The following is a 21,338-nucleotide window of genomic DNA, read 5'->3' on the forward strand; positions in this document are numbered from 1 at the left end:
CCTCGGCAAGGATGAGCTGGCAGCCCAATGGGCGCCGCCCCTTGGAACGTTCGAGAGGGCCTCTTACTTTCGGTGAGACAGGTCCTCACCGAGCAACGCCCGATGAACCAGCCCCAGACCGATTACGCTCAGCCCTACGGCACGACCGGCTATGGCGGTCCGTTGCCCGTGCCATATGCGCGCGCGAGCCTCGGCGGCCGCACGGTCGCCTACCTGTTCGACATCGCTTTCATCTTTCTGTTCACAGGGGTCCTGGCGACCGCCATCGCGGTGATCGGCCTGCTGACCTTCGGTTTTGGCTGGACGCTTTTCGCGATTCTGCCCGCAAGCGGCATCATCTACAGCGCAGTGACCGTCGGTGGTTCGAAGCAGAGCACCTGGGGCATGCGCATGCTCGGGCTACGCGTCGTCGCGCCGGAGAGCGGCACGCGGGTGGACATGCTGACCGCAGCGATCCACGCGCTGCTGTTCTATGTGGCGATTTCGACCTTTCTGCTCTGGTGCGTCGACGTCGTGTTCGGGCTCCTGCGCCCCGATCGCCGGCTCGGTCACGACCTGATCCTCGGGCTCGCGGTCGTCCGAGCCTGAGTCGGGCCTGAAATTTGCTCATGCGACGTAGCGGGATCCGTCACGAAGCCCATTGAGCGGCGCGACGATACCGTTACATTCCAAGGCGGAGCGGCATTGGCGTCCGCTCCAGCGGTCCCAGGCATCTATCGGCGTGACGAGTCATCCGCGCGACACACCGCAATTCTATCTGACGGCCGCCTCGCCGTGCCCTTATCTCGAGGGTCAGGAGGAGCGGAAGGTGTTCACGCACCTCGTCGGACGCCGGGCGCGAGACCTCAATGAGATCCTGACGCAGGGCGGCTTCCGCCGCTCGCAGACCATCGCCTACCGGCCGGCCTGCGAGACCTGCCGCGCCTGCATCTCGGTTCGCGTCCTCGTCGACGACTTCCGGCCCACCGGTAGCCAGCGTCGCATCCTGCAGCGCAGCTCTGACCTCGTCGGCGTGCCGGAATCCAATCGGCCGGCCTCGGACCAATACGCCCTGTTCCGGCGCTACCTCGATGCCCGCCACGGCGATGGCGGCATGGTCGACATGACCGTGCTCGATTACGCGATGATGATCGAGGACAGCCACGTTGACACGCATCTCGTGGTCTATCGCCGTCGCGGACCCGATACCGCCATCAACGGTCGCGGACGCGGCGGCCCGGTCGCCGTCTGCCTGACGGACGTGCTCGCAGACGGTCTGTCGATGGTCTACTCGTTCTATGACCCGGACGAGGCCTCGCGCTCCCTCGGCACCTACATGATTCTCGATCACATCCGCCGGGCACAGGAGATGGGGCTGCCCTATCTCTACCTCGGCTATTGGGTCGAGGGTTCGCGCAAGATGGACTACAAGGCCCGCTTCCGGCCGCAGGAGCGGCTGATGCCGCAGGGCTGGGCGCGGGTAGAGTGAACCGCGGTCTCGAGCGCGTTATTTTCTGGCGTCGCCATCCGGCGCGAAGCACATCAGATCGTCCGCCACCACCGTCGATCCCGTGTAATGCTCGGCGATCGTGGCGAGGTTTTTCGGCAGGACGTTCAGGCTCCGCGCCATGTTGTGTGACAGCACGAGCTTCTTGACGTTCGCAGCTTTGGCGAGCTTGCCGATCTCGCTCGGCCGGTCGTGCAGCGCGGCCTCGACCAGGCCCGCATCCTCCGGCACGGCGTGATCCATGACCAGGATGTCGGCCCCCTCGATCATCGCGGTGAAATCGGGATTGTCGCCGCCCTGGTCTCCCGAGAACGCGAACTTGCGCCCCCGCACCTCGACGACGTAGCCGAGCGCCGGCACCGGGCCGTGCATCACGCCGACGGCGCTGAGCTTGAACGCCGCGTTGGCGAAGGCCTTCTGCGGCTTTTCCGATTTTGCCGAGATTTCCGCGATCTCCGCCTTCGCGAGGCCGCCTGATCCGTCGAGATAGCCCGAAAGATAGCGATAGGCTCCGTGCCGCGCATCGAACAGGGCATGCATGTAGGTGCGCATGCCGGGGAAAGCGGGGCTTCCCGTCGGCCCGATGATCGGCAGGGGGCGCTTGCGGTCGCTGAAAAATCCGCTCTTCAGGATCGCCGCGAGGTCCGTGACGTGGTCGGCATGGAGATGGGTGATCGCGATGGCATCGAGCGTCTCGAATTTCGCCTTGGCCTCGCCGAAGCGCAGGAACACGCCGCCGCCGGCATCGATCAGCAGACGCGCTTCACCGTCGATCCAGACGAGATAGCCTGAACTGGCGCGGGCATCGTCGGAGACGGGGCCGCCGGAACCGAGCACCTGGACGGCGACCGGCGCGCTGCAGCCGGCTTGCGCGACCCCCGGCCCGAGGATCGACAGGGCTGCGAAGCCGACGACCGTCATGTGGCGGCGAACCCGTCGCGAAGCGCGCGACTCGATCGATCGAAGCATCGCGCCATCGCTTTCCGTTCGGAGGACGATGCGCTGGCCGATCCGGCGCATCCTGACATCCCGACATTCGCCACGTCCGGCCCGGCGTTACACGCCCTGGCGGACTTGGCCCGGCGTCAGCCTCGCGCCGCCCGGAACGTGTCGCAGCTCTTGGTCTGCCCGCTCTTGTAGCCGGTCGTGAACCAGCGCATGCGCTGCTCGGACGAGCCGTGCGTGAAGCTGTCGGGCACCGCATAGCCCTGGCTCTGCTCCTGCAGCTTGTCGTCGCCGATGGCGCTGGCGGCGTTGAGCGCCTCCTGGATGTCGCTCTGGTCGAGCGAGTTCCACTTGTCGTTGGAGTTCTTGGCCCAGACGCCGGCGAGGCAGTCGGCCATCAGCTCGATGCGCACTGATAGCTGGTTCGACTCGGTCTTGCTGCTCGCGTTCTGTTGCCGCCCTTGAACCTTGCCGAGGATGCCGAGCACGTCCTGGACGTGGTGGCCGACCTCGTGAGCGATGACGTAGGCGTAGGCGAACTCGCCCTTCACGCCGAACTTCCGCTGCATCTCCTGGAAGAAGGTCGTGTCGAGGTAAACCTTCTTGTCGATCGGGCAGTAGAACGGACCCATCGCCGCCCGCGCGTCACCGCAGCCGGAGCGCGTGCCGCCCTTGTAGAGAACCATCGTGGTCGGCGTGTACTGCTTGCCTGTCTGGTTCGGCAGCACCTCTTTCCAGACGTCCTCGGTGTTGCCGAGGATCGCGGCCGCGAAGCGGCCGGATTGGTCCGTCGGAGCCTGGCGCCGCCGCGCCTGCGTTTCGGGGTCGGCCTGCTGTTCGCGCGGCATACCGCCGCCGCCGCCCGTGATCTGCGAGTAGCCACCGATGAGGATCGCCGGGTTGATGCCCGTCGCCCAGCCGATGATGCAGAGGATGACGATGGTGCCGATGCCGAGGCCGCCGGCCCCGCCACCGGGAAAGCCCATTCCACCGCCGCCGCCCTCGCCGCGACGATCCTCGATGTTGTCCGAGCTTCGGAAATCATCCCAACGCATGGCCGTCTCGTCCCGTTCGCTGCCGCCGGGGCGAGGCCGGCGTCTGGCTTGAGAATGATTTGAGGAAAAATACGGTTCCGCTTGAACCCCCAAACCCTATCAGGTCGCGGCGTCGAGCGCCGCCCGCAAAGCGCGGAAATCGCGCCAGGCCAGCCGCTTCTGCACCGGTTGGCGCAGCAAATAGGCCGGATGGAGGGTCGCCAGCGCCCTGATCTCGCGGCCATCCGGCAGCGCGTAGGGGAAGAAGCGCCCGCGCGCCCGCAGGATGCCATCCTTGGTGCCTGTCAGAGTCTGCGTGGACGGCGCGCCGAGGCAGACGAGAACCGCGGGGTTCACCAGGGCGATCTGCCGCTCGATGAAGGGCCGGCAGATGGCGACCTCCTGCGGCGTCGGATTGCGATTTCCCGGCGGACGCCACGGCACGATGTTGGCGATGTAGCTGCTCGTCCGATCGAGCCCGACCGCCGCCATCATCCGGTCGAGCAATTGGCCGGACCGGCCCATGAACGGCTTGCCGACCCGGTCCTCGTCGGCGCCCGGCGCCTCGCCGACGAACATGACCCGCGCCTCGGGATTGCCGTCCGCGAAGACGAGATTCTTGGCGGTGAAACGTAGGCCGCAGCCCTCGAAATCGCGCAGCAGTGCCTCGAGCTCGTCCAGCGATTTGGTTTCGGCGGCCTTGGCCCGCGCGTCGATTGCAGCTTCCTCGGGCTTCGCCGAAGCCGAACTTCCGAAGGTGCGCGGTGCCGCAGGCCTCGGCTCGGGGGGCGCTTCACGAGAGGGCAGCGGCTCGCGGCGAAGCTCCGGCCTGGGAGCGGACAGGACGTCCCTTCTGGTTTCGCCGAAGGTCTCGCGAACCGCAGGCGGAAGATCGACTTCTGCGAAGCGATCATGTGGCGTTTCGTCGAGCACGACGTCGACGCCGGCCTCCACGTGGAAGTCGAGAAGCGCGATCAGGTTTGAGCGATCGGTGTCGAGGGACGCCATGCTGCTGATGTGGCGCGGATCGACGCTGTGGACAACACTCTCTCACACCCGGCCCACCGGGCTCTTCGTTCCGGTTGCATTTGGTCGACCACAGTCGCTCCTACCAGAGGCGACTTGCCTTCCTAGTTTGGAATGGGTTGAGAGACATCTTGAGCATATGCGCCCGCTCCGGCTTCGCCCGTGAGGTCTGCCGCGCCGAACGAAGACTTGGAGGATCGAGAGGATGGCGTTGCCGGAACGCGAGGGCATGGACTTCGACGTCGTGGTCGTCGGCGCGGGGCCGGCGGGCCTCGCCACCGCGATCCGGCTGAAACAGATCTCCGCCGGGAAGGGCGAAGAGATCAACGTCGTCGTGGTCGAGAAGGGCTCCGAGGTCGGCGCGCATATCCTGTCCGGCGCCGTGATCGATCCGTCGGGCCTCGACAAGCTGATGCCGGAATGGCGCGACGATCCCGAACGCCCGCTCACCACTGAAGTGGAGCGCGACGTCTTCCTGTACCTCACCGGGCATAGCGGGATGCGGATCCCGAACTTCGTGATGCCGCCGCTGCTGTCGAACCACGGCAAGTTCATCGGCTCGCTCTCGAACGTCACGAAGTATCTCGCGGCGAAGGCCGAGGCGCTCGGCGTCGAGATCTACCCGGGCTTCCCGGCCTCCGAGATCCTGTTCGACGAGGCCGGCACCGTCACCGGCATCGCCACCGGCGATCTCGGCATTGGCAGGGACGAGCAGCCGCGCGACGACTTCACCCGCGGCATGGAATTGCGCGGCAAATACGTGGTGTTCGGCGAGGGTGTGCGTGGCTCGCTGACCAAGCAGCTGATCGCCCGGTTCGACCTCGCGAAGGATTCCGATTTCCAGAAGTTTGGGCTCGGCGTGAAGGAGCTCTGGCAGCTTTCGGACGCCAAGTTCGAACCCGGCCTCGTGCAGCACACGCTCGGCTGGCCGCTCTCGAACAGGACCGGCGGTGGCTCCTGGATGTACCATTTCGGCGAGAACCTGCTCTCGATCGGGTTCGTCACGCATCTCAATTACGAGAACCCGACGCTGTCGCCGTTCGAGGAGTTGCAGCGCTTCAAGACCCACCCGATGATCCGCGAGGTGTTCGAGGGCGCCAAGCGCATCGGCTACGGTGCCCGCGCCATCAACGAGGGCGGCTGGCAATCCGTGCCGAAGCTGACCTTCCCGGGTGGCTGCCTCGTCGGCGATGCCGCCGGCTTCGTGAACGTCCCGCGCATCAAAGGCTCGCACAACGCGGTGCTTTCTGGCGTTCAAGCGGCGGAGGCGATTGCGGCTGCCCTGGCCGCGGGCCGGCAAGGCGACGAACTGACGGCTTACGAAGAGGGCTGGCGCGGCAGCGAAATCGGCCGCGACCTCAAGCCGGTTCGAAACGTCAAGCCGCTTCTCTCGCGCTACGGAACGATGCTCGGCACGGGCCTCGGCGGGCTCGACATGTGGACGAACAGCCTCGCCAACACCTCGTTGTTCGGCACGCTGAAGCACGGCAAGCCGGACTATGCCTGCCTGAAGCCGCTCTCCGAGGTACAGCCGATCAAGTACCCGAAGCCCGACGGTAAGATCACCTTCGACCGCCTGTCTTCGGTTTATCTGTCGAACACGAACCACGAGGAGGACCAGCCGGTGCACCTCAAGGTCCAGAACATGGAGCTCCAGAAGGCTTCGGAGCACGATGTGTTCGGCGGTCCGTCCGGTCGCTATTGCCCGGCCGGCGTCTATGAATGGGTCGAGGATGCGAGCGCCAGCGATGGCATCCGCTTCCAGATCAACGCGCAGAACTGCGTCCACTGCAAGACCTGCGACATCAAGGACCCGAACCAGAACATCAACTGGGAAACCCCGGAGGGACCGGGCGGCCCGAACTACACGAACCTGTAAATCCCTCTGTCACGGAGGGTGAAACGAAGCAGTCGGGCCATTTCGGGCGACGTTGAGTGTCGGATCGCGACGGCTTCGTTGCGCTCTCGGCGACCGGCGGCCCGAACGCCATGCTTTCGCCGTTCGGCCATGGCTTGCGGAGATGGCGGAAGGGATTAGTGTCCGCGCCGCCATATCGGCGCGGGCTGTTCGCCGGCGCACAGGAACAGGCTGCGAAAAGGTGGCAACGGTTTTTCGCTCAAAGCCTGCTCTAACCGTTTGAATCGATCATGTTTTCTGCGTTCTGATTGGTTCGATCGAAACGCAGCATGATCTTAGGAGCCGTATCTGGTGATCATGAACGGAAACGCCGCCCGCCGCCGGACCCTGTCGGCGCTTGCCCTGCTCCTGGCCTCGTCGGTTCCGGCGAGTCTTTCCGCTGTGGCGGCTCAGCCGCGCGAATCCTCGCCGATTTCCGAGTACGAGCCCGCCGAGTCGCTCGAAGGCAACTTCCTCTCCGCCTACATCGCCGGCGCGGCCAAGGACACCTCGGCTGCAGCGAGCTTCTACCGTGAGGCGGTAAAAGGCGACCCGCGCAACGCCGAGCTCCTGGAGCGTGCCTTCGTTTCACTGCTCGCCGACGGTGCGATGACCGATGCGTTCCGCGCTGCCGAGCGGCTTTCGACCCGCGAGGGTTCGAATGGGCTTGCCCAGCTCTCGCTCGGCGTTCGTCAGCTCAAGGCCGGACAATACTCGGCCGCGCGCCAGAGCTTCGGCCGCAGCGGCAAGGGCGCTGCCGCCGACCTGACTTCGACGCTGCTCACGGCCTGGTCCTATGCCGGTGCCAATGACGGCAAGCGCGCGCTCGAAACCGTGAACAAGCTGCGCGGCGAGCGCTACTTCAACGTCTTCCGCGACTACCATGCCGGGCTGATCGCCAACCTCGTCGGTGACAAGGCCGAGGCCGAGCGTCGGCTGAAGGCGGCCTACGACGCCGACCACAACACACTGCGCATCGTCGACGGCTATGCCCGCTTCGAGGCCGCGGCCGGCAAGACCGATCTCGCCATCCAAGCCTATACCGATTTCGACAAGGTACTGCCGCGCCACCCGATCGTCACCGACGCCCTTGAGAAGCTCAAGGCCGGCAAGCCGCTCAGTCAGCTTATCAATTCAGCCCAGGAAGGCGCCGCCGAGGTGCTCTACGGGCTCGGCTCTGCCGGCTCCACGCAAGGCGACGAGCTGCCTGCCGTGGTCTATCTCCGCCTCGCCCTCTACCTGAACCCGGAGCACGGCGTCGCCCGCCTTACCCTGGCCGACACGCTCGACCGGATGAAGCAGGCCGAGCGCGCGAACGAAGCCTACAGCCAGATCCCGGCTTCATCCCCGCTCAAGCTCAACGCCGATATCCAGGTCGGCCTGAATCTCGAACAGATGGGCAGGGGCGAGGAGGCGCTTCAGCACCTCGACGCTGTCCAGAAGGAACATCCGGACAACATCGACGTGATCTCGGCGCTGGGCAACGTCCAACGTTCGCGCAAGAAATTTGCTGATGCCGCAGAGACCTATAGCCGCGCGATCAAGCTGATCGGTCCCGGCCAGGAGGCCGGCTACTGGACGCTGTTCTACTTCCGCGGCACCGCCTATGAGCGCGCCGGTGAGTGGCCCAAGGCCGAGGCCGACCTCAAGAAGGCCCTCGATCTGATCTCGCCGACCCAGCCCAACGCTCGCGCCCAGGTCCTGAACTACCTGGCCTATTCCTGGGTCGACCGGAACATGAACATCGACGAGAGCTTCAAGATGCTGAAGCAGGCTGTCGATCTCTCCCCGCGCGACGGCATGATCATCGACTCGCTCGGTTGGGCCTATTTCCGCCTCGGCCGCTGGGACGACGCGGTGCGCGAGCTGGAAAAGGCCGTCGAGCTGAAGCCCGGCGATCCGACCATCAACGACCACCTCGGCGACGGCTACTGGCGCACCGGCCGCCGGCTGGAGGGCAAGTTCCAGTGGCAACACGCCAAGGACCTGAACCCCGAGCCGGATGATCTCGCCAAGATCAACGCCAAGCTCAAGGACGGCCTGCCCGAGCTCGACAAGCCGGCCGTGACCGCCCAGAATCCGCCGGCCCCGGCCGAGCAGACCCCGGCTCCGGTGGCCGCTCCGCACAATGCCGAGAACCCCGAGCTGCCGAAAGGCGCGCCCGCTCCGAGCGAGCCTCCGGGCGCAGCGGACAAGGTCGATAAGAAGCCGGGTGGCTAGCAGCCGGTTTGCTTGCCGGGTCAAGCGCGGTCGCCTATGGCCGCGCTTCGATCTCGTTCAGCCGTAGCGAAGACCCGTGACCGCCCTCAGCACCCTGGCTCCGGCCAAGATCAACCTGACGCTTCATGTCCTCGGGCGGCGCGCGGGCGACGGCTATCATGCGCTCGAAAGTCTCGTCGCCTTCGCTGGCATCGGCGACACGCTGACGCTGGAGCCCGGTGACGCGCTGAGCCTCGACGTGTTTGGCCCGACGGCAGGCACGGCTGGCCCCACCGACGACAACCTCGTCCTGCGCGCGGCCCGTCACCTCGCCACGAGTGTACCGGGTCTGCGCGTCGGAGCATTCAAGCTCGACAAGCGCCTGCCGGTGGCCGCCGGGATCGGCGGGGGCTCGTCCGACGCCGCGGCGGCCCTGCGCCTCCTTGCGCAGCTCAATGACCTGCCGCTGGATCATCCCGCCATCGTCGCTGCCGCACGCGCTGCAGGCGCCGACGTGCCGGTCTGCCTCGATCCGCGGGCGCGCATGATGCGCGGCGCGGGCGAAGACCTCGGCCCGGCGCTCGACCTTGCTCCACTGCCGACGCTGCTGATCAACCCGGGGGTGCCGGTCTCGACGGCTCCCGTGTTCAAGGCTCTCGGACTTCAGGTCGGCGAAACTCTGCCCGGCGCCGAGCATCCGGTCGTCCAGGCTGGTCTCGATCTCGATGGGGTGCTCGGGGCGGTCACTCCTGCGCGTAACGACCTGGAAGCGCCTGCACTCACCGTTGCGCCGATCATCGGTGAAGCTCTCGGCGCGCTGCGCGATCAGCCGGGCTGCAGGCTCGCGCGGATGTCGGGCTCGGGCGCGACGGTTTTTGCGGTGTTTTCGGATCTGTCGGCGGCCGAGCGCGCAGCAAGGGCGATCGGCGCTTCGCGGCCTAACTGGTGGGTCGAGGCGACGACGCTGAGCTGACGAAAGGGCTCAGTGAGCCCTGGCGATGCAGAAATCCACGACCTGCAGCAGCGCCGTCTTCACCGGCCCGTTTGGAAAAAGCGCCAGCGCATCGCGCGCCATCGCACCGTAATGCCGGGCCCGTTCCGTGGTGTCTTCGAGCGCGCGGTGCCGCCGGAGGATACCGAGAGCGGTCTCGAGATCTCCCTCGTTGATCTCGCCGTCCTGCAGTGTGCGCCGCCAGAAGGTACGCTCCTCCTCCGAGCCGCGACGGAAGGCGAGGACGATCGGCAAGGTGATCTTGCCCTCGCGAAAATCATCGCCGACGTTCTTGCCGAGGCTGGCGCTGGTGCCACCGTAATCGAGCACGTCGTCGACGAGCTGGAAAGCGATGCCGAGATTCATGCCGTAGGAGCGGCAGGCCGCCTGCTCCGCGCGCGGACGTTCGGCGAGGACGGGTCCGACCTCGCAGGCCGCGGCGAAAAGCTCCGCGGTCTTGCCACGGATCACTGCGAGATACTCGTCCTCGCTGGTCTCGGTATTCTTCGCGGCGGTGAGCTGCATCACCTCGCCCTCGGCGATCACCGTGGCGGCGGAGGACAGGATGTCGAGGGCGCGGAGCGAGCCGACCTCCACCATCATTCGGAAGGCCTGGCCGAGCAGAAAGTCGCCGACGAGGACGCTCGCCTCGTTGCCCCACTTGATGCGGGCAGCGACCCGGCCGCGGCGCATGTCGCTCTCGTCCACGACATCGTCGTGCAGGAGCGTTGCCGTGTGCATGAATTCGACGCTGGCTGCGAGCTTCACCGCGCCGTCGTCGCCGCGATAGCCGCAGAGGTCGGCACAGGCGAGCGTGAGGATCGGGCGCAGGCGCTTGCCGCCGGAGGCGATCAGGTGCTGAGCGACTTCCGGGATCATCGTGACGGCCGAGCCGGTGCGCGACAGGATCGTCGTGTTCACCCGCTCCATGCCGCCCGCGACGAGGGCGACCAGATCGTTCAGGGAGCTTTCCGGATCGGAGCGGCTCTCATCGAGGGAAACCACGACGCCCAATACGCACCTGCCTGCGAACCTGTCCGAGCGGGCCGAGCCCGCCACGGGACGTTTCCGACCCCTTCGCACGGGCGATGCGGCCTCGCAACATGCGCGCCGTCGCACGAGGCGCGGCCCACCCGTGCGTGAGCGCCCGGTGAATGGTAGAGCGAGCCCAGAGAGCAGGGATGCCGCCGCCCGTGACCGAGCTGATCCGCACCAACGATATCGTCCTGATCGGTTTCGCACGCTCGCTGCTGGAAGGCGCCGACATTCCGGTGCTCGTGGCGGACGAACATATGAGCCTGATGGAGGGCTCGATCGGCGCGTTCGGCCGCCGCCTGCTGGTGCCGGACGATCATTGCCGACAGGCGCGGCGCATCCTCACCGATGCCGGCCTCGCAGCGGAACTTCGCGATGACGGAGCCCACTGAGCCGGATCGCTGGCTCGGCGGCCGGCTGACGCTGCGCCAACCACCACGCGGCGCACACCGGGCCGGCACGGATGCCGTGCTGCTCGCGCGATTGTTCGAACCGCCGCCCGGTGCGGTGATCTGCGATCTCGGGGCGGCGAGCGGCGCCGTCGGGCTCGCCTATGCCGCGCTCCATCCGGAGTGCCGCGTCGTGCTGGTGGAGAAGGAAGAGCGCCTCGCGGTGCTGGCGCGGGAGAACGCTGCCGAGAATGGCCTCGCCGAGCGCGTCACGGTCGTCGAAGCCGACGTGCTCGCGCCGGGTGCCAGGCGGCGAGAGGCAGGCCTGCTGCCCGACATGGCCGACATCCTGGTGACCAACCCGCCCTTCTTCGAGGAAGGGCGTCATCGTCCCTCGCCGGTCGCGGGGAAGGCCTCCGCTCACACTTTCGCGGCGGATGGGCTGGAGGCTTGGCTGCGCACCTGCGCCGATATCCTGCGCCCGAGCGGACAGCTTGGCCTGATCCATCGTGCCGACAGTTTGCCCGATTGCCTCGACGCCATGCGCAAGCGCTTCGGGACGATCACCGTACGCCCGATCCATGCCGCTCCCGATCGCCCGGCGATCCGCGTGCTGATCGGTGCGGTGATGGGGAGCCGGGGACCGTTCTCGCTGTTGCCGCCTCTGGTGCTTCACGATGCATCCGGCCGCTTCACGGCGGAGGCCGAGGCTCTGCATCGCGGTGACCTTCTGACGCCATGAAAAAGGGGCGCCCGCCAGCGCCCCTCGGTCCCGTTGATCCGCTTTGGGATCAGAAGAAGAAGCGTCTACGATAATACCGCGGGCGATAGTAATAGCGCGGGCGGTAGTAATATCTGCGATAATACCGCGGGCGGTAGTAGTAACGCGGGCGGTAGTAGCGGCGGCGAACGAAGTAGTAATAAGCTTTTTCGATGGTCGGGGCCGGGCTGGTTTCGGAAACGATTCCGGCGACCGGCATCGGCGCAGCATTGGCGGACGCACTGAGGCCGATGGCGCCCCCGAGCATCCCGATGATCAACATCATCAAACGTAAGGCACGCATGACGTCTTGCTTCCTCCGCTGAGTGGCCGCCCAAGTGCACGGTCGTGGCGCGTGGACGGATCGCGACTCGACACGCGCGTATGATCCATAAACAAAGCTCAATGGGAATTGTCGATTTGTCCGCATCTATGTTTTGACTGGGGTTGAAACACGTAGTCGTTGCCTTGGGGCTGCGCCTATTGCCAATGTCATCAGTCGTTTCGTGTCGAGCTCAAGGCCGATCGTTCCGTCACACGCGCCGGCCGGCCTGTCGGCGGATCACGGTGGCGCGACGGCTTCCCGCGCTTTACGCAGAGCATCAGCCCGCTTCCCCGGATCTCGAACACAATGCCGAGCATCACCGCGATCACCGACGGCCTGCGCCGGTTCCTCCCGGCACGTTGGCGTCAGGCTCCCCCGCGCGTGGCGGTGCTGCGGCTCAACGGGGCGATCGGTGCGGTTTCTCCGATCCGTCCGGGCCTCTCGATCGGGACGTTGGCGACCAGCCTGGAACGGGCCTTCGCCATGCCGCGCCTTGCCGCGGTGGCGCTGATCGTCAACTCGCCCGGCGGTTCGGCCGCGCAGTCGCACCTGATCTATCGCCGCATTCGGGCGCTCGCCGCCGAGAAGAAGCTGCCGGTCTTCGCCTTCGTCGAGGATGTCGCCGCGAGCGGGGGCTACATGATCGCCTGCGCCGCCGACGAGATCATCGCCGATCCGGCCTCCTTGGTCGGCTCGATCGGTGTGGTCTCGGCGGGGTTCGGCTTCGACAAGCTGATCGAGCGGATCGGTGTCGAGCGCCGCGTCCACACGCAGGGCGAGGCGAAGGCAATGCTCGATCCCTTCCGGCCCGAGGATCCGGCCGACGTCGAGCGGCTGAAGGCAATTCAGGCCGACGTGCAGGGCCTGTTCACCAGTCTCGTCACTGAGCGGCGGCCGAAGCTGCCGGGTGGCCAGAACCTGTTCACAGGCGCGGTCTGGAGCGGCCGTCAGGCGCTCGAACTCGGTCTCGTCGACGGCCTCGGCGACGTCCGCACCACCCTGCGAGACCGTTTTGGCGAGAAGGTCGAGCTCAAGCTCGTCGCCGAGGCTAAGGGCTCGTTCCTGGCGCGGCTGCTGCGCCGGGCCGGGCCCGGTACGGCTGCCGACATGCCTGATGCCATGCTCGCGGCGATCGAGGAGCGCGCCGCCTGGGCGCGCTTCGGCCTCTGATCAGCGCGCGGTGGAAACGCAAGCCGCAGAAGCGGAGGCATAACCGCTGTAGACGACGCGGACCTTGCGGTTGCAGGTCTCCGGCGCAACAGCGCTGGTGACCGGAGCGACCTCGACCGGTGTCACCGCGACCGCCTGGGTGACGGTCTCCGGGCTGTCCGGCGTGGCGAGGGCATTGGCGGCGCCCATCACCATCGTGGTGGTGAGGAGCGAAGTGGCGACGAGAGCCGCGAAGACAGTGTAACCCTGGCGCATGACGTGGTTGCCCAACTAATCGTCCACCGTCGCGGTGGAGCTTGACCGTTTGATTGCTGCATTAACTTGGCAGTAATCTTCTGGTTCCGGTGTGGGCGGATTCGAAGGCCAAGGATGTGCAGGCCCGCACGTCGAACCGGGAAGCCCGGCCCGCTCCATCGCAATCTGGGTGTGGTGGTGCACGTCCGATCCAGGCGATAAGTCGGCGCATCGGCCGTCTCGAGGGCGCAGGAGATCCGAACAGCGTGGCCCGTGTCTCCGAACGATCAGATGCCCGGCAGGAGACCTCTGCCGTCGAGGCGCGGCGCGCGGCCATCGTCACGGCGGTCCGCCAGCGCGGCTTCGTGACGATCGAGGCGCTGGCGGCGAGCCATGGCGTGACCGTGCAGACGATCCGGCGCGACCTCAACGAACTGTCCGCCGAGGGCCGCCTGGAACGCTACCGAGGGGGCGGCGGCCTGCCCTCCAGCGTCGAGAATATCGACTACGCCGACCGCAGGGTGAAACTCTCCGACGAGAAGACGCTCATCGGCCGTCTCGCAGCCGAGCGCATCCCGTCGCATTGCTCTGTCTTCATCGGCATTGGCACCACGACCGAGGCGGTGGCCCGCGAGCTGATGCGCCACGACGATCTCTCGATCATTACCAATAACCTGCACGTGGCTCTCTCGCTCGCCGAGACCACGGAGTTCCGCATCGTCGTGGCGGGCGGCACCATCCGCCGTGACGGGGCCGTGCTCGGCCAGCTCTCCCTCGACACGCTGAGCCAATTCCGGGTGGACTATGCAGTGATCGGCTGCAGCGGCATCGATGGCGACGGCACGCTGCTCGATTTCGACTACGAAGAGGTGCGCGCCACCCAAGCCATTCTGGCGCATGCCAAGACCACCTTCCTGGTCGCGGACCACAGCAAGTTCTCCCGCCGGCCGATGGTACGGGTCGGCAGCCTGGAGCGGGTCCATACGCTCTTCACCGATCGGGCTCCTCCGGCCGAGATCGCTGCGCTGATGGACCGGCAGGGGATCGAGCTTGCGATCGCCTCCCGCTTCGGCTGATCGTTATCGAACGAAAAAGTTTTCGCTTGCGAACATTTTGGCGCGCACAATATGATCCCTGATCGGATTCGCGTCCGCGTTCGGAGGGATCGCCTTGCAGCCTGCTTACGATCTGCTCGTCATCGGCGGCGGCATCAATGGTGCCGGCATCGCGCGCGACGCGGCGGGACGCGGCCTGAAGGTTTTGCTCTGCGAGCGCGGCGACCTTGCCGAGTTCACCTCCTCCTCGAGCACCAAGCTCATCCATGGCGGCCTGCGCTACCTCGAGTACTACGAGTTCCGCCTGGTCCGTGAAGCTTTGGCCGAGCGCGAGCGGCTGCTTCGCGTTGCCCCTCACATCATCTGGCCGTTACGCTTCGTGTTGCCGCACGACGAGGGACTGCGCCCAGCCTGGATGCTGCGGATCGGATTGTTCCTCTACGACCACCTCGCGCGGTTGCGAACGCTTCCCGGCTCAAAGTCGGTTCGCTTGCGAACATCGCCGCTTGGCGCTCCACTTCAGCAGCGCCTGGCCAAGGGTTTCGTCTATTCGGATTGCTGGGTCGAGGACAGCAGGCTCGTGGTGCTCAACGCGATGGATGCGCGGGCGCGCGGCGCCGAGATCCGAACACGAACCGGCGTCGTGTCCGCCCGCCGCGATCACGATGCCTGGGTCGCCGAGTTGCACGACGAGCGGACGGGAGCAGCCGAGACCGTTCGCGCCAAGGCAGTGGTCAACGCGGCCGGTCCCTGGGTCAGCGAGACGCTCGGCGAGACGCTCGGCATCAACAGCCGGGCGGCAGTTCGGCTCATCAAGGGCAGCCACATCGTCGTGAAACGGCTGTTCGAGGGCGAGCAGGCCTACATTCTGCAGCAGCCCGACCAGCGCATCGTCTTTGCGATCCCGTACGAGCGCGACTTCACGCTGATCGGTACGACCGATGTGCCCTACGAGCGCGAGCCCGGCGCGGTGACGATCTCGCCGGAAGAGACCGCCTACCTTTGCGACTGCATCAACCGCTCCTTCGCGAAATGCATCGGGCCGGACGATGTCGTCTGGAGCTATTCGGGTGTGCGTCCGCTCTACGACGATGCTGCCGCCAATGCGTCCGCCGTGACGCGCGACTACGTGCTTGACGTGTCGGACCAGAACAACAGCCTGCCGGTGCTTTCGGTGTTCGGCGGCAAGATCACGACGTATCGCCGTCTCTCCGAGCACGCCCTCGAGAAGCTCGAAGAGTACTTTCCAGAGCTCAAGCCGGCCTGGACTGGTGATGCGCCGCTGCCGGGCGGTGACATGCCCGATGCGGATTTCGACGCTTTCCTGGCCGCACTGAAAGCCGGGTCGCCGTTCCTGCCGCCGGAGACCGCACGGCGGCTGGCGCGTGCTTATGGAACGCGAGCGCGCGACATCCTCAAAGCCGCTCGGTCGCTGTCGGATCTCGGCGAGAGTTTCGATGGCGGCCTGACCGCGCGGGAAGTTGATTATCTGCGTGATCAGGAATGGGCGATCACCGCTCACGACATCCTGTGGCGCCGCTCCAAGCTCGGCCTGCAGACGAGTGCGGAGAGTGAGGCGCGCCTGCAGGCCTACCTCGACGGCAAGGCCTCTCAGGCCGCGTGACCCGATGAGACGGCCCCGACCGGCGAAAGACCGGCGAGGCCAGAAGAAGACGACACCATGAATCCCAGGGAGGGATGAGCCATGAGCCGATATGTCGGTGCCATCGACCAGGGCACCACGAGCAGCCGCTTCATCGTGTTCGACCGCAAGGGCACCGTCGTCTCGGTGGCCCAGGAGGAGCACGAGCAGATTTTCCCGAAACCGGGCCATGTCGAGCACGACCCGCGGGAGATCTGGAAGAAGACCCGCAAGGTCATGAAGAAGGCGCTCGAGAAGGCCGACCTCAAGCCCAAGGATCTCGTTGCGATCGGTATCACCAATCAGCGCGAGACCACGCTGATCTGGGACAAGACGACCGGCGAGCCGCTGCATAACGCGCTGGTCTGGCAGGATACCCGCAACGACCGTCTCGTCGCCGAATTCGCGAAGGACGGTGGGCCCAATCGCTTTCGCGAGATCACCGGCTTGCCGCTGGCCAGCTATTTCTCCGGGCTGAAGCTGCGCTGGCTCCTCGACCACGTGAAGGGCGCCAAGGGAAAGGCCGAGGCCGGCGACGTGCTCTTCGGCAACATAGACACTTGGCTTGTCTGGAATCTCACTGGCGGCACCGAGGGCGGCCTCCACCTCACCGACGTGACCAATGCCAGCCGCACGCAGTTGATGTCACTTGAGACCCTCGACTGGGACGAGGGCATGTTGACGGCCTTTGGCATTCCGCGAGCGATGCTTCCCAAGATCGTGTCGTCGAGCGAGGTCTACGGCGAGACGAAGGCTCCGTTCGAGGGGGTGCCGATCGCAGGGATCCTGGGCGACCAGCAAGCGGCCCTGTTCGGCCAGACCTGCTTTGCGCCGGGTGAGGCGAAGAACACCTACGGCACTGGTTGCTTCGCGTTGATGAACACTGACGGCAAGCCGGTCCCGTCGAGCGCTGGTCTTGTGACGACGCTGGCCTATCGGCTCGGAGACCAGAAGCCGGTCTACGCCCTGGAAGGCTCGATCGCGGTTACGGGCTCTCTGGTCCAGTGGCTGCGCGACAACCTCGGGATGATCAAGGAGAGCGCCGAGGTCGAGAAGCTCGCCGCGACGGTCGAGGACAACGGCGGCGTCTACTTCGTGCCGGCCTTTTCCGGCCTCTATGCCCCGCACTGGAACGACGCTGCGCGCGGCCTGATCATCGGCCTGACCCGCTACGCCAACAAGGGGCACATCGCCCGCTCGGTGCTCGAGGCGACGGCCTTCCAGACCAAGGAGGTGCTGGAGGCGATGGAAAAGGATTCCGGGATCGGCGTGAAAGAGCTGCGCTCGGATGGCGGCATGGTCGCCAACGACACCCTGATGCAGTTCCAATCCGACATCCTCGACGTGCCGGTGGTGCGCCCGAAGGTCACCGAGACCACGGCGCTCGGCGCCGCCTACGCCGCAGGCCTCGCCACCGGCTACTGGAAGGATCTCGACGACCTCAAGCACAACTGGAGCGTCGATCACCGCTGGGAGCCGCAGATGGATTCCGGCCAGCGCAAGAAGATCTACGCCGCCTGGAGCCGCGCGGTGAAACGCTCCTTCGATTGGAAGACCGACGAGGATTGAGCCGGGGACGTCCGGCCTGTCTCTGCGATCCAAAAACAATCGGAGGAAACCGTCATGACGTCGCCGTTCCTGGGCGAATTGTTGGGCACGATGACCCTGATCATCTTCGGCGATGGCGTCGTGGCGGGAGCGCTGCTGGCGAAGTCCAAGGGTGAGGCCATGGGATGGGTCGGCATCACCGCGAGTTGGTGCTTCGGTACCGTCGCGGGGATCTTCGTCGCCACCGCGGCCGGAAGCGCGGACGCGCATATCAACCCCTCGGTCACCATCGCGGCCGCCGTCGCCACCGGCGACTTGAGCAAGCTCGGCGTCTACATTCCCGCCCAGATGATCGGAGCCTTCCTCGGCGCGGCGATCGTCTGGCTGCATTACCTGCCGCACTGGGAGGCAACCGAGGACAAGGACCTCAAGCTCGCCTGCTTCTGCACGGGGCCCGCGATCCGCCACACCGGCGCGAACCTTCTCTCCGAAGTCATCGCCACCTTCGTCCTGGTGCTCGTGATCTACGCGGTCGTCTCCAAGGCCGTGATCGCGCCGGGCGCCTTCCCGACCGGCATCGCTCCCTACATCATCGGCGTGCTGGTCTGGGGTATCGGTCTCTCGCTCGGCGGCCCGACCGGCTACGCCATCAACCCGGCCCGCGACTTAGGGCCGCGTATCGCCCACGCCGTCCTCCCGATCGCCGGCAAAGGCGGCTCGGATTGGAGCTACGCCTGGATTCCGGTGGTCGGGCCGGCGATCGGCGCGTCGCTGGCCGCGCTTTTCGTCGGCATCATCGGGATCTGAGGAAACCACGACGGAGGCATGGACGCCGCTGGCCCCTCGCCTCTCCGGCCAAGCCGTGCTCAAAGAGCGGCGGATTTCCCGATCGGACTTCACGCCCCATGATCCGCCGCCTCTACGAGTGGATACTCGCGCTCGCCGGCAAGCCGTCGGCGCCCTATGCGCTCGGCGCGGTGGCCTTCGCCGAAAGTTCGTTCTTCCCGGTGCCCCCCGACGCCATGCTCGTGCCGATGGCGGTGACGCGGCCGGACAGGGTCTGGTTCTACGCCACCATCGCAACGGTGGCATCGGTCCTCGGCGGTCTCGTCGGCTATGCCATCGGCGCGCTGCTCTTCGATTCCGTCGGCCAGTGGCTCTTCAACCTCTACGGGCTCTCGGACAAGGCCCACACCTTCCAGGAATCCTACGCCAAGTACGGGCATTGGGTGATCCTGCTGAAGGGGCTCACGCCGATCCCCTACAAACTCGTGACCATCACCTCGGGCTTTGCCCATTACGACCTGTTCTGGTTCGTGGTGCTCTCGATCCTCACCCGTGGGGCGCGCTTCTTCCTGCTGGCGGGACTGCTCGGCCGCTACGGCATCTCGATCCGCTCGGTGCTCGACCGGCACCTCAACGTCGTCGTGGCCATCTCCGTGGCAGTGATCATCCTCGGCTTCTTCGCCTTCAAGGTGGTGTTCTGATGCCCCTCGGCGTCTTGCTGCGGCCGCGGACGGCTGCGCTCTTGCTCCTCCTCGGCGCCGTCCTGACCGTCGGCGGCGCGCTCTTCTTCGAGCATGTTCTCGGCTACGTGCCCTGCAAGCTCTGTCTCACGGAGCGCGTGCCCTACTATCTCACGCTGCCGTTGGCTGCCGCGGCTGCGCTCCTGCCAAGACGAGCCTCGCGGCTCACCCTCGGACTCATTGCTCTCATCCTGCTCTACGGAGCCGGCGTCGGCGTCTATCATGCCGGCGCCGAGTGGGGCTTCTGGCCGGGACCAGCCGATTGCGGTGGCGGCTCGGCAGCCGCGGCCGACATCAACGACTTCCTGAAGGACCTCGCGGTCAAGCAGCCCGTCGACTGCACCAAGGCGGCCTGGATCTTCCTCGGACTCTCGCTGGCCGGCTGGAACGCGGTGATCGCCGCGTCCCTGGCTGCGTTCGCAGGCCTCGCCGCGCTGTCGCGTCAGCCCTCGACGGGACCGCACCAGCCCGGCAGGTAGCCGGCATCCATCGACTTCGCGAGGCCGAGTGCCTCCTCAAGCGCGGACGAGAAGTCGTTCTCGACCGCCTTGCGCTTCATCCGCCTGCGCAGGAAGTCGGCCCACAGGAACTCGCTGAACGGCGTCGTGTCCTTCGCGAATCCGCCAGCCCGGCGCAGCTCGCCGGCCAAGCTGCGGAACGGATCGTCGACGAGATCGGCGATCTTCTTGGGAACCTCGGAATAGCCGACGCGAACCCCCTCGGCGTTGTAGGGGTGAGACCAGGACTTCAGATCGATGACCGTCCAGAAGGCGTCCTTGTCGAGGGCGTGAAGGTCGGCGACCACATTCACCAGTATGTTTTCCTCGCCCTCGTCCTGGAGCGCGCGTGCGAGGTGGTGATGGTCGATGACGTAGTGGCGCTTCTTCGGCCCGAGGAGCACCGGGATCATGTGCGAGCCGAGGAAGGCCGCCTTCTTGTCGGGATCATGCTCCCGCCAGCGCTTGCGCTTCTCCTCGACCTCCTTGAAGCCGACCGTGATCTGGGTCGGCCGCAGCTCGGCGATCGGGACTGGTTTGAGGAGGGGTTCACGAGTTGTCATGGTGGCGTCTCTGAGAGGGTCCCCCACCGCCAAGGCGAGCGCCTGATTCACGCGGAATGCAAGCGTCAAAGCGTCACGTTGGAGAGACGTCAGCCTTTCGGCAGGCCGCCCATCTCGCAGACCGCCTTCCACTCGGCTTCAGTCACGGGTTGAACCGAAAGACGAGAGTTGTTGACGAGCACCATGTCCTTGAGCCGCGGCTCGACCTTGATCGCGTCGAGGGTGACGGGTTGAGCCAGCGGCTTCACGGCCTTGATATCGACCATGCCGAAGCGGCCAGACTCGTCCGTGTGGTCCGGATAGTACGGCTTGATCACCTCGACGATGCCGACGACCGCCTTGCCCTCGTTCGAGTGGTAGAAGAAGCCGCGCTCGCCGACCTTCATGGCCTGCAGGTTCAGCTTGGCCGAGTGGTTGCGAACCCCGTTCCAGAACGTGCCCCCCTCCCCGGCTTCGACCTGCTGCTGCCAGGACCAAGTCGAGGGTTCGGATTTGAACAGCCAATGGGCCATCAGGGGCAGGCTCCGCGGAAGAAGGCCGATCGTCTACACGCTCGACCTTCGTGCCGAAAGCGTCGAGATCAACCCGGTAGCAGCGCCCTGTCGAGGACGCGTGCGACGTGCTCGGCGTCGCGTTGGACGCCGTCATGGATCTGGTGTCGGCAGCTGGTTCCGTCGGCGACGACGAGGTCGTCCGGGCCGGCCTTGCGGAGCGCCGGAAACAGCGACAGCTCGGCCATGGCGAAGGACACGTCGATGGTCTCCGCCCGGTAGCCGAAGGCCCCGGCCATGCCGCAGCAGCTCGACTCGATCACCCGCACGTCGAGCCCAGGCACGGCGCGCAGCACCGTCTCCACAGCGCCCATCGCCCCGAAGGATTTTTGGTGGCAGTGGCCGTGCAGATGCGCCACTCGGCCCGCCTGGTCGGCGAGGTTCAGGGTGATGCGTCCCGCCTTCAGGTCGGCGGCGAGAAGTTCTTCGAACAGGAAGGCCTGACCCGCCAGCGTCTTCGCCTCC

Annotated in this window: 22 protein-coding genes and 1 pseudogene; 14 read left to right on the plus strand and 9 right to left on the minus strand. The window is 66.2% G+C overall.

Annotated elements, in window-relative coordinates; genetic code table 11:
• Positions 1–102 precede the first annotated feature (102 nt).
• A complete protein-coding gene (locus HCU64_RS15815; protein ID WP_233385032.1) occupies positions 103–588 on the plus strand; it encodes an RDD family protein in 486 nt (161 codons plus the stop codon).
• A gap of 133 nt (positions 589–721) precedes the next feature.
• Positions 722–1,468 carry an arginyltransferase gene (locus HCU64_RS15820; RefSeq protein ID WP_233385033.1) on the plus strand — a complete coding sequence of 249 codons (747 nt, stop codon included), beginning with the start codon at positions 722–724 and terminating at the stop codon, positions 1,466–1,468.
• An 18-nt stretch (positions 1,469–1,486) separates the two neighbouring features.
• Here HCU64_RS15820 and HCU64_RS15825 read toward each other — a convergent pair whose 3' ends face one another.
• From HCU64_RS15825 to HCU64_RS15835, 3 genes are all read right to left on the minus strand, one after another.
• A complete protein-coding gene (locus HCU64_RS15825; RefSeq protein WP_233385034.1) occupies positions 1,487–2,455 on the minus strand; it encodes an MBL fold metallo-hydrolase in 969 nt (322 codons plus the stop codon).
• Between the two features lie 116 nt (positions 2,456–2,571).
• On the minus strand, positions 2,572–3,486 hold the full coding sequence (gene ypfJ, locus HCU64_RS15830) for a KPN_02809 family neutral zinc metallopeptidase (RefSeq protein ID WP_233385035.1): 915 nt from the start codon (positions 3,484–3,486) through the stop codon (positions 2,572–2,574).
• A gap of 99 nt (positions 3,487–3,585) precedes the next feature.
• A complete protein-coding gene (locus HCU64_RS15835; protein ID WP_233385036.1) occupies positions 3,586–4,473 on the minus strand; it encodes a uracil-DNA glycosylase in 888 nt (295 codons plus the stop codon).
• Between the two features lie 223 nt (positions 4,474–4,696).
• On the opposite strand from HCU64_RS15835, the gene HCU64_RS15840 reads away from it, so the two are divergent.
• The 3 genes from HCU64_RS15840 (at position 4,697) to HCU64_RS15850 (ending at position 9,560) form a co-directional block, all read left to right on the plus strand.
• Positions 4,697–6,370 (plus strand): electron transfer flavoprotein-ubiquinone oxidoreductase, encoded by a 1,674-nt coding sequence (locus HCU64_RS15840; RefSeq protein ID WP_233385038.1) that lies wholly within the window; start codon positions 4,697–4,699, stop codon positions 6,368–6,370.
• Between the two features lie 336 nt (positions 6,371–6,706).
• Positions 6,707–8,608 carry a tetratricopeptide repeat protein gene (locus tag HCU64_RS15845; RefSeq protein ID WP_233385078.1) on the plus strand — a complete coding sequence of 634 codons (1,902 nt, stop codon included), beginning with the start codon at positions 6,707–6,709 and terminating at the stop codon, positions 8,606–8,608.
• Positions 8,609–8,684: 76 nt separating this feature from the next.
• On the plus strand, positions 8,685–9,560 hold the full coding sequence (locus tag HCU64_RS15850; RefSeq protein WP_233385039.1) for a 4-(cytidine 5'-diphospho)-2-C-methyl-D-erythritol kinase: 876 nt from the start codon (positions 8,685–8,687) through the stop codon (positions 9,558–9,560).
• Between the two features lie 9 nt (positions 9,561–9,569).
• Here the strand turns inward: HCU64_RS15850 and HCU64_RS15855 are convergent, their stop codons facing one another.
• Complete coding sequence (locus tag HCU64_RS15855; protein WP_233385040.1) at positions 9,570–10,592, minus strand: polyprenyl synthetase family protein; 1,023 nt, start codon at positions 10,590–10,592, stop codon at positions 9,570–9,572.
• 179 nt (positions 10,593–10,771) lie between these two features.
• Between HCU64_RS15855 and HCU64_RS15860 the strand changes: the two genes are divergently transcribed.
• Positions 10,772–11,005: a putative signal transducing protein gene (locus HCU64_RS15860; protein WP_233385041.1), complete on the plus strand. Its 234-nt coding sequence runs from the start codon at positions 10,772–10,774 to the stop codon at positions 11,003–11,005.
• Entirely contained in the window at positions 10,989–11,744 is a 756-nt protein-coding gene (locus HCU64_RS15865; RefSeq protein ID WP_233385042.1) for a tRNA1(Val) (adenine(37)-N6)-methyltransferase, read from the plus strand. The genes HCU64_RS15860 and HCU64_RS15865 overlap by 17 nt, the downstream gene beginning before the upstream one ends.
• Positions 11,745–11,793: 49 nt before the next feature.
• Here HCU64_RS15865 and HCU64_RS15870 read toward each other — a convergent pair whose 3' ends face one another.
• A complete protein-coding gene (locus HCU64_RS15870) occupies positions 11,794–12,066 on the minus strand; it encodes a hypothetical protein (protein ID WP_233385043.1) in 273 nt (90 codons plus the stop codon).
• A 327-nt stretch (positions 12,067–12,393) separates the two neighbouring features.
• Between HCU64_RS15870 and HCU64_RS15875 the strand changes: the two genes are divergently transcribed.
• Entirely contained in the window at positions 12,394–13,257 is an 864-nt protein-coding gene (locus HCU64_RS15875) for a S49 family peptidase (protein WP_233385044.1), read from the plus strand.
• Here the strand turns inward: HCU64_RS15875 and HCU64_RS15880 are convergent, their stop codons facing one another.
• A complete protein-coding gene (locus tag HCU64_RS15880; RefSeq protein ID WP_233385079.1) occupies positions 13,258–13,512 on the minus strand; it encodes a hypothetical protein in 255 nt (84 codons plus the stop codon). It lies immediately after the preceding gene.
• A 245-nt stretch (positions 13,513–13,757) separates the two neighbouring features.
• Here HCU64_RS15880 and HCU64_RS15885 point away from each other — a divergent pair, with 245 nt between their 5' ends.
• The 6 genes from HCU64_RS15885 (at position 13,758) to HCU64_RS15910 (ending at position 19,741) form a co-directional block, all read left to right on the plus strand.
• Positions 13,758–14,567 (plus strand): DeoR/GlpR family DNA-binding transcription regulator, encoded by an 810-nt coding sequence (locus HCU64_RS15885; protein ID WP_233385045.1) that lies wholly within the window; start codon positions 13,758–13,760, stop codon positions 14,565–14,567.
• A 94-nt stretch (positions 14,568–14,661) separates the two neighbouring features.
• Positions 14,662–16,170, plus strand: a complete 1,509-nt coding sequence (gene glpD, locus HCU64_RS15890) for a glycerol-3-phosphate dehydrogenase (RefSeq protein ID WP_233385046.1) — start codon at positions 14,662–14,664, stop codon at positions 16,168–16,170.
• Positions 16,171–16,251: 81 nt separating this feature from the next.
• Positions 16,252–17,757 (plus strand): glycerol kinase GlpK, encoded by a 1,506-nt coding sequence (glpK, locus tag HCU64_RS15895; RefSeq protein WP_233385049.1) that lies wholly within the window; start codon positions 16,252–16,254, stop codon positions 17,755–17,757.
• A gap of 54 nt (positions 17,758–17,811) precedes the next feature.
• On the plus strand, positions 17,812–18,543 hold the full coding sequence (locus HCU64_RS15900; protein ID WP_233385051.1) for an MIP/aquaporin family protein: 732 nt from the start codon (positions 17,812–17,814) through the stop codon (positions 18,541–18,543).
• A gap of 98 nt (positions 18,544–18,641) precedes the next feature.
• Entirely contained in the window at positions 18,642–19,223 is a 582-nt protein-coding gene (locus HCU64_RS15905; RefSeq protein WP_233385053.1) for a YqaA family protein, read from the plus strand.
• Positions 19,223–19,741, plus strand: coding sequence for a disulfide bond formation protein B (locus HCU64_RS15910; protein ID WP_233385054.1), 519 nt, complete (start codon positions 19,223–19,225; stop codon positions 19,739–19,741). The genes HCU64_RS15905 and HCU64_RS15910 overlap by 1 nt, the downstream gene beginning before the upstream one ends.
• Here the strand turns inward: HCU64_RS15910 and HCU64_RS15915 are convergent.
• The 3 genes and pseudogenes from HCU64_RS15915 to HCU64_RS15925 all read right to left on the minus strand — a co-directional run.
• Positions 19,705–20,322, minus strand: coding sequence for a ParB-like protein (locus tag HCU64_RS15915; RefSeq protein WP_233385056.1), 618 nt, complete (start codon positions 20,320–20,322; stop codon positions 19,705–19,707). The genes HCU64_RS15910 and HCU64_RS15915 overlap by 37 nt on opposite strands.
• A gap of 89 nt (positions 20,323–20,411) precedes the next feature.
• Positions 20,412–20,834 carry an EVE domain-containing protein gene (locus HCU64_RS15920; protein WP_233385058.1) on the minus strand — a complete coding sequence of 141 codons (423 nt, stop codon included), beginning with the start codon at positions 20,832–20,834 and terminating at the stop codon, positions 20,412–20,414.
• Positions 20,835–20,902: 68 nt separating this feature from the next.
• Positions 20,903–21,338, minus strand: a pseudogene (locus tag HCU64_RS15925) (FAD-binding oxidoreductase); the annotation flags it as partial.

This window comes from Methylobacterium sp. C25 (assembly GCF_021352225.1).
GTDB lineage: Bacteria > Pseudomonadota > Alphaproteobacteria > Rhizobiales > Beijerinckiaceae > Methylobacterium.